The sequence below is a fragment of the Microbacterium sp. K41 genome, assembly GCF_004794395.1.
Classification (GTDB): Bacteria; Actinomycetota; Actinomycetes; order Actinomycetales; family Microbacteriaceae; genus Microbacterium; species Microbacterium sufflavum.
On record NZ_SSDO01000214.1, the window covers coordinates 1 to 8,659 of the forward strand.

Annotated in this window: 9 protein-coding genes; 7 read left to right on the plus strand and 2 right to left on the minus strand. The window is 71.7% G+C overall.

Translation table 11 applies throughout. The features are described from left to right. From DW309_RS05790 to DW309_RS05815, 6 genes are all read left to right on the plus strand, one after another. Positions 1 to 485, plus strand: a 485-nt coding sequence (locus tag DW309_RS05790; protein WP_136044828.1) for an ATP-binding cassette domain-containing protein, incomplete at its 5' end; no start/stop codon positions are given. Beyond that, complete coding sequence (locus DW309_RS05795) at positions 482 to 1,582, plus strand: ABC transporter permease (protein ID WP_136044829.1); 1,101 nt, start codon at positions 482 to 484, stop codon at positions 1,580 to 1,582. The genes DW309_RS05790 and DW309_RS05795, both read left to right, overlap by 4 nt. Further along, entirely contained in the window at positions 1,579 to 2,649 is a 1,071-nt protein-coding gene (locus tag DW309_RS05800) for an ABC transporter permease (RefSeq protein WP_136044830.1), read from the plus strand. The genes DW309_RS05795 and DW309_RS05800 overlap by 4 nt, the downstream gene beginning before the upstream one ends. A 14-nt stretch (positions 2,650 to 2,663) precedes the next feature. Continuing rightward, entirely contained in the window at positions 2,664 to 3,860 is a 1,197-nt protein-coding gene (locus DW309_RS05805; protein ID WP_446724680.1) for a substrate-binding domain-containing protein, read from the plus strand. Between the two features lie 77 nt (positions 3,861 to 3,937). Further along, complete coding sequence (locus DW309_RS05810; RefSeq protein ID WP_136031085.1) at positions 3,938 to 4,789, plus strand: sugar phosphate isomerase/epimerase family protein; 852 nt, start codon at positions 3,938 to 3,940, stop codon at positions 4,787 to 4,789. 57 nt (positions 4,790 to 4,846) lie between these two features. Next, entirely contained in the window at positions 4,847 to 5,854 is a 1,008-nt protein-coding gene (locus DW309_RS05815) for a sugar phosphate isomerase/epimerase family protein (RefSeq protein WP_136044832.1), read from the plus strand. 79 nt (positions 5,855 to 5,933) lie between these two features. Here the strand turns inward: DW309_RS05815 and DW309_RS05820 are convergent, their stop codons facing one another. Next, positions 5,934 to 6,896, minus strand: a complete 963-nt coding sequence (locus DW309_RS05820; protein ID WP_136031082.1) for an NYN domain-containing protein — start codon at positions 6,894 to 6,896, stop codon at positions 5,934 to 5,936. Continuing rightward, entirely contained in the window at positions 6,889 to 7,884 is a 996-nt protein-coding gene (locus DW309_RS05825; RefSeq protein ID WP_136031079.1) for a Gfo/Idh/MocA family protein, read from the minus strand. The genes DW309_RS05820 and DW309_RS05825 overlap by 8 nt, the downstream gene beginning before the upstream one ends. A gap of 104 nt (positions 7,885 to 7,988) precedes the next feature. On the opposite strand from DW309_RS05825, the gene DW309_RS05830 reads away from it, so the two are divergent. Next, the coding region (locus DW309_RS05830) for an LLM class flavin-dependent oxidoreductase (protein WP_136044833.1) at positions 7,989 to 8,659 on the plus strand (671 nt) is incomplete at its 3' end.

The window sequence follows — 8,659 nt, forward strand, 5'->3', positions numbered from 1 at the left end:
AGGGCCTCGCGCTCGGCCAGTCGGTGCTCGACAACGCCCTGCTGGTCGTGCGCAGCGTGTTCGCCGGGCGCACGGCCGCGTCGCGCCGCGAGGTGCCCGGCGTGCTCAGCGCGCTGGAGGTGTCGTCGCGCGGGCTCGATCAGGAGGTGCGGTACCTCTCCGGCGGCAACCAGCAGAAGGTCGTGCTCGCGAAGTGGCTGCTCACCGGACCGCAGATCGTGCTGTTCGACGAGCCGACACGCGGCATCGACGTGGGCGCGAAGTACGCGGTGTACGAGCTGATGCGCCAGCTCGCGGCGCAGGGCACGGCCGTGCTGATGGTCTCGAGCGAGCTGCCGGAGGTGATCGGCATGAGCGACCGCATCCTGGTGATGCACGACGGGGAGCTGGTCGCCGAGCTGCCCGCGGGCTCCGCGGAGCACGAGATCCTCGCCGCGGCGACCGGTGCGGATGCGCGCCCCTCGACCGAGGGAGGCCAGCGATGACCACCGCCACCCGCCCCCGGCTGCGCATCGACTCCACCGTGATCGTGCTCGGCATCCTCGTGCTGACCCTCGTGGTCGGGGCGATCCTCGTCGCGACCGTCGGCCGCAACTTCCTCAGCCCCGGCAACATCCGCGACGTGCTGACCGGCATGAGCGTGCTCGGACTGGTCGCGATCGGGCAGACGCTCGTGGTGCTGGGGGCGTCGCTCGACCTCTCCGTCACCTACGTCATCAGCCTGTCGAGCCTGCTCGCGGCCACCCTGATGAACGGCAACCCCGGCAACATCCCGGTCGCCGTGGCCGTCACGCTGCTGGTGTGCGCGGGCATCGGGCTGCTCAACGGCGTGATCGTGACGGTGCTCAAGGTGAATGGCTTCATCGCCACGCTCGGCGTGGGGCTGATCCTCCAGGGCATCCTCAACACGAACTTCGAGGGCTCGGCGGGCAACGTCCCCTGGGCGTTCCAGCTGATCGGCGCCACCGGCGTCGGGCCCGTCCCGGTGTCGACGATCATCATGATCGTGCTCGCCGTGGTGGTCTGGGTGCTGCTGAACCGCACCCGCACCGGCGCGCACCTGTACGCCGTCGGCGGCGACCCGGAGATCGCACGGCTCAGCGGCGTGCGCACGCGGATGCCGCTGATCTGGGCGCACGTGCTGTGCTCCGTGTTCGCGGGGCTCGCCGGACTGCTGCTCGCGAGCCGCCTCGGCGTCGGGAGCCCGACTGTGGGGCAGCAGGGCGGCTATGCGCTGCTCTCGATCGCCGCGGTCGTGCTGGGCGGCACGCTGCTCCTCGGCGGCCGCGGCTCCATCTGGGGCACGATCGGCGGCGTCGCGATCCTCGCGGTGGTCGACAACGTGATGAGCGTGCTGCAGGTGAACCCGTTCCTGAAGGACGTGGTGCGCGGCGTGGTCATCGTCGCGGCGGTCGCGGTGTACAGCCGTCGCGCGATCGTGCGGCGTCGCCCGCGCTTCGGCGCCGGGGGCACGCGCACCGGGGGCGATGCGGCGGCCAGAGCCGCGGAGGCCGACATGGCGGCGGCGGCGCGGGAGCTCGCGCCCAGTCCCGGCTCCACGACCGAAGGAACGCGCTCATGAAGGCCCTGCGCACCCTCGTCAGCCCGCGCGGCGCGGTGTTCCTGCTGCTGGTGGTGCTGCTCGTCGCGGTCACGATCCTCAACCCGAGCTTCGCCGAGCCGGGGCAGTTCATGCGGTTCCTGCAGCGGGTCGCACCCATCGCCATCGTCGCGATCGGGCAGTACTTCGTGATCATCGCCGGCGAGTTCGACCTGTCGCAGGGCTCGCTCATCACGGCGCAGGTCATCATCGCCGGCAACCTGGTGGGCCAGGACGACGCCCGCACCATCCCGGTGCTGCTGCTCATGGTGGTCTTCGCGGTGGCCGTCGGGCTCGTGAACGGCCTGATCACGACGCTGCTGAAGGTGCCGTCGTTCATCGTGACGCTCGGCATGATGCTCGCGCTGCTCGGCGGGGTGATGTGGTGGACAGGGGGAGCGGCCACCGGAAACCCCGCCGACAGCTTCCGCGAGATCGGACGTGGCGGCCTGCGCGACGTGCCGCTGCTGGACTTCATCCCGTGGGCGGTGCTGCTGCTGATCGTGTGGCTCGCGCTGGGCATCGTCCTCACGAAGCGGCCGCTCGGCAAGACCCTCATCGCCATCGGCGACAACGCCAGGGCCGTGGACTACGCCGGTGCCCGCCGCGCCTGGGTCACCACGCGCGCGTTCGTGATCTCCTCGCTCTCGGCCACGCTGTCGGCCGTGCTGCTGGTCGGCTATGCGGGCGTGCACCCGTCGGTCGGCCGCGGCTACGAGTTCACCGCCATCACGGCGGTCGTGCTCGGCGGCGTCGTGCTCGGCGGTGGCCGGGGCTGGATCGTGGGCGCGGTCGCCGGGGCGTTCACGCTCGAGGCGCTGTTCATGCTCCTCAACATCGCGGGCGTGCCGTCCACGCTGCGCGACGCCGTGCAGGGCGTCATCATCATCGCTGCGGTGGCCTACTCCGCCGTCGCCTTCCGTGCCCGCCGCGCACGCGGCCCCCAATCCGCGGCGCCGGAGCCCGCGGAACCCGAACCCGCGGCGCCCGTGACCCACGGGGCCGCCACGACCTCACGCACCATCCACACAGAAACCAGAGGAGATTAGCAATGCGACGATCGATGAAGATCGCCACCGCCGGGGTGGCCCTCTTCGGCCTCATCGCGCTCGCCGGGTGCACGACCGACCCGTCCGTGGCGCCGGCGGAGTCGGAGAACCCCGAGCAGGCGGCGGAGACGACCGAGTGGTTCGACCAGGAGCTGTTCGACAAGCAGGACGAGGAGCGCGGCGTGGATCCCCAGGGTCCCGCCGACGAGCCCTACCTGCAGCACATCAACGCCGAGATGGTCGACACGTCCGAGTTCGCCAGCGCCGGGGCCAAGAAGGCCTGCTTCGCGAACGCCTCGATCTCCAACCCGTGGCGGCAGACGGGCTGGATCACCATGAACGAGCAGCTCAAGGCGCTGCAGGAGGCCGGGGCGATCAGCGAGATGGAGACGCGCGACGCGCAGGACTCCGATGACACGCAGATCGCCGACATCGACTACTTCATCTCGGAGGGGAACTGCGACGTGTTCCTCATCTCGCCGAACAGCACGGCGGCCATGACGCCCGCCGTCGACCGGGCGTGCGAGACCGGGAAGCCCGTGGTGGTGTTCGACCGCGGTGTGAACACCGACTGCCCCGTCACCTTCATCCACCCCATCGGCGGCTTCGCCTGGGGCATCGACACGGCCGAGTTCCTGATCGACAACCTCGAGAAGGGCGACAAGGTCGTGGCCCTGCGCATCCTCCCCGGCGTCGACGTGCTGGAGCACCGCTGGGCCGGTGCCGAGAAGCTGTTCGACGAGGCGGGCATCGAGGCCGTGGACTACTTCACGGGCGCCGACCCGGCGGAGATCAAGAGCATCATCAGCGACGAGCTCGCCAAGGGCGACGTCGACGGCATCTGGATGGACGCCGGTGACGGCGCCGTCGCGGCCATCGAGGCGTTCGAGGACGCCGGCGCGGACTACCCGGTCATGACCGGTGAGGACGAGATGAGCTTCCTGCGCAAGTGGAAGGACACGGGCCTCACCGGCCTCGCCCCGGTGTACTCGAACTTCCAGTGGCGCACCCCGCTGCTCGCGGCGCAGATGATCTTCGCCGGCCAGGAGGTGCCGAAGGAGTGGGTGCTGCCGCAGAAGCCCATCACCGAGGCGGAGCTGGACGACTACCTGGCGGCGAACGAGGGCATGCCCGACGGCCACTACGCCAAGTTCGGCGGGGAGAACCTCCCCGGGTACCCGACGGTGTGGCAGGAGCGGCAGATCCCGTAACCGCCTGCGCTCCCGCCCTTCCGCTCCGTGTCACCGGGGTGGGAGGGTGGGAGCGACTCCCTGATCGAAGGACAACGATGCCCCGCACGATCGCCGTCAACACCTGGGTGTGGACGTCTCCGCTCACCGACGAGACGCTGGAGCCGCTCGCGCACACCGCCGCACGGATGGGCTACGACGCCCTGGAACTGCCGCTGGAGAACCCCGGCGACTGGGACCCCGTGCGGGCGCGTGCCGTGCTGGACGGCCTCGGGATGGGCGCGGTCCTGGTCGGCGCGATGGGGCAGGGGCGGTCGCTCGTGGCACGCGCGGGCGACGTGCCGGCGACGCAGGACTACCTGCGCGCCTGCCTCGACGCGGCCGCGATCCTCCGTTCCCCGGTCGTGGCCGGTCCGTTCTATGCGCCCACCGGGGCGACCTGGCGGATGGACGCGGGGGAGCGCACCGCGGTCGTGGCCGAGCTGCGGGAGAACCTGGCGCCCCTGGCGGACGAGGCGGCGGCCGCCGGGCTCATCCTCGCCGTCGAGCCCCTCAACCGGTATGAGACGAGCGTGCTCAACACGGTCGCGCAGAGCCTCGACGCGCTCGAGCCGCTGCTGGGCGCGGGCGTGGGGCTCGCCCTCGACACGTACCACCTCAACATCGAGGAGAAGCGGCCGGCCGACGCGATCAGGGCCGCGGGATCCGCGATCGCCCACGTGCAGGTGTGCGGCAGCGACCGCGGGGCGGTGGGCGACGACCACACCGACTGGCCGGGCATCCTCGCGGCGCTCGACGACGCGGGCTACCGCGGGGTGCTCGGGCTGGAGAGCTTCACCGGCGAGAACGCGACGATCGCGGTCGCGGCGTCGGTGTGGCGCCCGCTCGCCGCGAGCCAGGACGAGCTCGCCGCGCGCAGCATCGCCCATCTGCGTGCCCTGGGTGCCTGACCCCGCGACCCCGCCCGCCCCCGCCCCGTACCCCGTACCCGCGACCAAGGAGGATCCATGAGCACTCGTCCGGTCACCCTGTTCACCGGCCAGTGGGCCGACCTGCCGTTCGAGGAGGTGGCCCGGCTCGCCGCCGAGTGGGGCTACGACGGGCTGGAGGTCGCGGCATCGGGGGACCACCTCGACCTGCGCCGCGCCGACGAGGACGACGCCTACCTCGCCTCGCGCCGCGAGATCCTCGACCGACACGGCCTGCGGCTCTTCGCGATCTCGAACCACCTGGCGGGCCAGGCCGTGTGCGACGCCCCGATCGACTTTCGCCATCAGGGCATCCTGCGCCCGTACGTGTGGGGCGACGGCGAGGCCGAAGGGGTGCGGCAGCGAGCGGCCGAGGACATGACGCGCGCCGCCCGGGTCGCCCGCAAGCTCGGGGTCGACACGGTCGTGGGCTTCACCGGCTCGTCGATCTGGCCCTACGTGGCGATGTTCCCGCCCGTGCCCGCCGCCGTGATCGAGCAGGGGTTCCAGGACTTCGCCGACCGCTGGAACCCGATCCTTGACGTGTTCGACGGCGAGGGCGTGCGGTTCGCGCATGAGGTGCACCCGGGCGAGATCGCCTACGACTACTGGTCGAGCGTGCGTGCGCTCGACGCGATCGACCACCGCGAGGCGTTCGGGTTCAACTGGGACCCCTCGCACATGATGTGGCAGAACATCGACCCGGTCGGGTTCATCGTCGACTTCGCCGACCGCATCTACCACGTGGACTGCAAGGACACCCGGATGCGTCCGCGCAACGGCCGGGCGGGCGTGCTCGGGTCGCACCTGCCGTGGGGCGACCCGCGGCGCGGCTGGGACTTCGTGTCGACCGGTCACGGTGACGTGCCGTGGGAGGACGCCTTCCGGGCACTCGACGCGATCGGCTACGACGGCCCGATCTCGATCGAGTGGGAGGACGCCGGCATGGACCGGCTCCACGGTGCCCCCGAAGCGCTCGGCTTCGTGCGGTCGCTGCTGTGGCCGCCGCCCGAGGCCGCGTTCGACGCCGCCTTCAGCAACCAGTGAGGGCCGGGACGGGCCGGTCTCCGCGGGTGGGCCAGGCCCCGCGCCGGCGGGTGGATCAGGGCTCGCGCAGGCGGGGGGATCAGGGCTCGCGCAGGCGGACGAGGCGCTCGTGCCCCGTCTCCTCGAGCTCGGCGATGTCGTCGCGCGACTTCAGGAAGTCGGAGAACGACCGGTAGCCGAGCGCCTTCTCGCTGAAGGACGGGTCCATGCGGCGCATGTGCGTCTTGACCGCTGAGCTGTGCAGCCACTCGTCGGCATCGGCCTTGTCGTGCCCGAGGCGCAGCGCCCGCTCCAGCAGACGCGTGGCCTCGCCCTGGTCGTCGATCTTCTCCTCGACCTTGGGCTCCTCGGTCTTCGCGGCCTTGGCCTTCGCGCGCGTCTTGGGTGCCGCCTTCGGCTTGGTCGCGGTGTCCGCCGGTGGGGCCGCGAGTTCCGCCGGGGCCTCCGCGGGCGTGCGGTTCACGCTCTTCGCCGGGCGGGCGACACCGGGCAGCGAGTCGTACGACTCGAACTCGTCGCACGCGGCGGCGAGCGACTTCGCGGTGGAGCCGGCCACGCCGACCCCGATCACGTAGCGGCCGAGGCGCTTGCAGCGCTGCGCGAGCGGCACGTAGTCGCTGTCGCCCGCCACGATCACCACGTGGGTGAGGTCGGGCAGGCGGAACATGTCCTCCACCGCGTCGACCGCGAGCCGGATGTCGGCGCCGTTCTTGGCGTACGCGGCGGCCGGGAACAGCTGCACCAGGTCGACCGCACGGGCCACGAGTTGCGAGCGGTACTCGGCGTTCACGGGCGACGACCAGTCGGCGTAGGCCCTGGTGAGCACGAGGGTACCGAACGAGGCGGCGTAGTCGATGATGGCGCCGACCTCGATCATCGCCCTGTTCAACCGCTCGGCGACCTCGGGGTCGTTGGGGTTCTCGGTGATGCGCTGGCGGTCCTTGCCGTACGAGTTGCGGCCGTGGACGCGGTCGTACCAGGAGATGACGATGTTGTCGAAGTCGAGGTAGACCGCGACACGGGCGTCGGGGGTCTCAGCCACGGTGGTCCTCCTCGCCGGGGTAGCGGACGCCGATCTGGGCGCGGATCTCGTCGAGCGCCCCCATGATCGCGACGCTCTCGGCGATCGGGAGGATGTCGCCGGCGAGGTTCCCCTCGGCCACGAGACGCTCCGCCGCGATCGCCTCGAACTGCATCCCGCGCCCGGTGATGTCGGTCACGTACTCCTCCGCGACCGTGCCGTCGGGCAGCACCAGACGGAACGTGGTGGGCGCGTACCAGACGCGATCGATGTCGATGCGGGCGGCGGTGCCCACGATGCTCGCCGCGTTGGGGCCCGCGCCGCGCGAGGACGACAGGCTGGTCGACACTGCGCCGCCCTCGTGCGTCATGACCGTGGCGACCTCGGAGTCGGCGCCCGTCTCGACCAGGCGGCCCACCGCGCGGATGCTGGTGGGGGCACCCAGGATGTCCCAGATGAACGAGATCGGGTAGATGCCGAGGTCGAGCAGCGCGCCGCCGCCCAGCTCCAGCGCGTTCAGGCGGTGCGCCGGGTCGGTCGGCAGGAGCTGCGTGTGGTCGGCGCTCACGGTGCGGATCTCGCCCAGCGCCCCCTCGGCGATCAGCTCGCGGATGCGCACCATGTGCGGCAGATACCTGGTCCACATGGCCTCGGTGACCAGCAGGCCGCGCTCGGCGGCGAGCGCCTGCAGGTCGGCGGCCTCGGTCTGGTTCAGCGTGAACGCCTTCTCGACCAGCACGTGCTTGCCGTGCTCCAGGGCGAGCCGGGCGTTCTCGTGGTGCATCGGATGGGGTGTGGAGACGTAGATGATGTCGACGTCGGGATCCGCCACGAGCGCCTCGTACGAGGCGTGCGCGTGCGGGATGTCGAACCGCGCGGCGAACGCGTCGGCGGACTCCTGCGAGCGCGAGCCGACCGCGACCAGGTCGAGGCCCGCCGTGCGCAGGTCGGAAGCGAAGGCGCCGGCGATGCCGCCGGTCGCGAGGATTCCCCAACGAAGACCAGTCATCCTCTCAGCGTAGAGGGTGGGGTGGACATGTCGCCGTGTGACGTCGCGTGACCCCCGGCTTCCGCGCCATGGTCGCCGCCGTCCCGCGCTCCTAGCGTGACGGCATGACCGAACCCCTCGTGATCGGCGCCATGGTGCGCACGCTCGGTGCCTACCCGTCCGGCTGGCGTCACCCCGGAGCACACCGCGACCCCGCACGCGACGCCGATGTCCTGCGGCGCATCGCCGCGGCGGGCGAGGAGGCCGGGCTCGACTACCTGTTCTTCGGCGACTGGCTCGCGACGGGCCCCGACCTGGAGTTCCGCGACCCGTACCTGCTCGCGCGCATCGACCCGGTCAGCGCCGTGCTGTTCCTCGCCGGCCTCACCTCGCGCATCGGGCTCATCGCGACCGTCAACACGACCTACGCGGATCCATACACGACCGCGCGGGCGCTGGCGTCGCTCGACGTGCTCTCGGGCGGACGCGCCGGGGTGAACCTGGTCACCGGGGCCGAGCCGCGCGCGGCGGGCAACCACGGACGCGAGGCGCACGCCGACAACGAGACCCGCTACGACCGGGCCGAGGAGTTCGTCACGGCGCTGCGCCGGCTCTGGGACTCGTGGGACGCCGACGCCTGGATCGCCGACGCCGAACGCGGGGTGCTGATCGACGCCGACCGGCTGCGCGCCGCGAACCTGGAGGGCGCGCACGTGCGCGTGACGGGACCGCTCAACGTCGCACGGCCGCCGCAGGGGCGCATCCCGGTGGTACACGCCGGCACGTCGCCGCGGTC

What these genes read in the sequence shown, in the direction of transcription:
- DW309_RS05805 (WP_446724680.1), top strand. Translation starts at nt 2,664, where the DNA reads ATGAAGATCGCCACCGCCGGGGTGGCCCTCTTCGGCCTCATCGCGCTC.
- DW309_RS05810 (WP_136031085.1), top strand. Translation starts at nt 3,938, where the DNA reads ATGCCCCGCACGATCGCCGTCAACACCTGGGTGTGGACGTCTCCGCTC.
- DW309_RS05800 (WP_136044830.1), top strand. Translation starts at nt 1,579, where the DNA reads ATGAAGGCCCTGCGCACCCTCGTCAGCCCGCGCGGCGCGGTGTTCCTG.
- DW309_RS05815 (WP_136044832.1), top strand. Translation starts at nt 4,847, where the DNA reads ATGAGCACTCGTCCGGTCACCCTGTTCACCGGCCAGTGGGCCGACCTG.
- DW309_RS05825 (WP_136031079.1), bottom strand. Translation starts at nt 7,884, where the DNA reads ATGACTGGTCTTCGTTGGGGAATCCTCGCGACCGGCGGCATCGCCGGC.
- DW309_RS05795 (WP_136044829.1), top strand. Translation starts at nt 482, where the DNA reads ATGACCACCGCCACCCGCCCCCGGCTGCGCATCGACTCCACCGTGATC.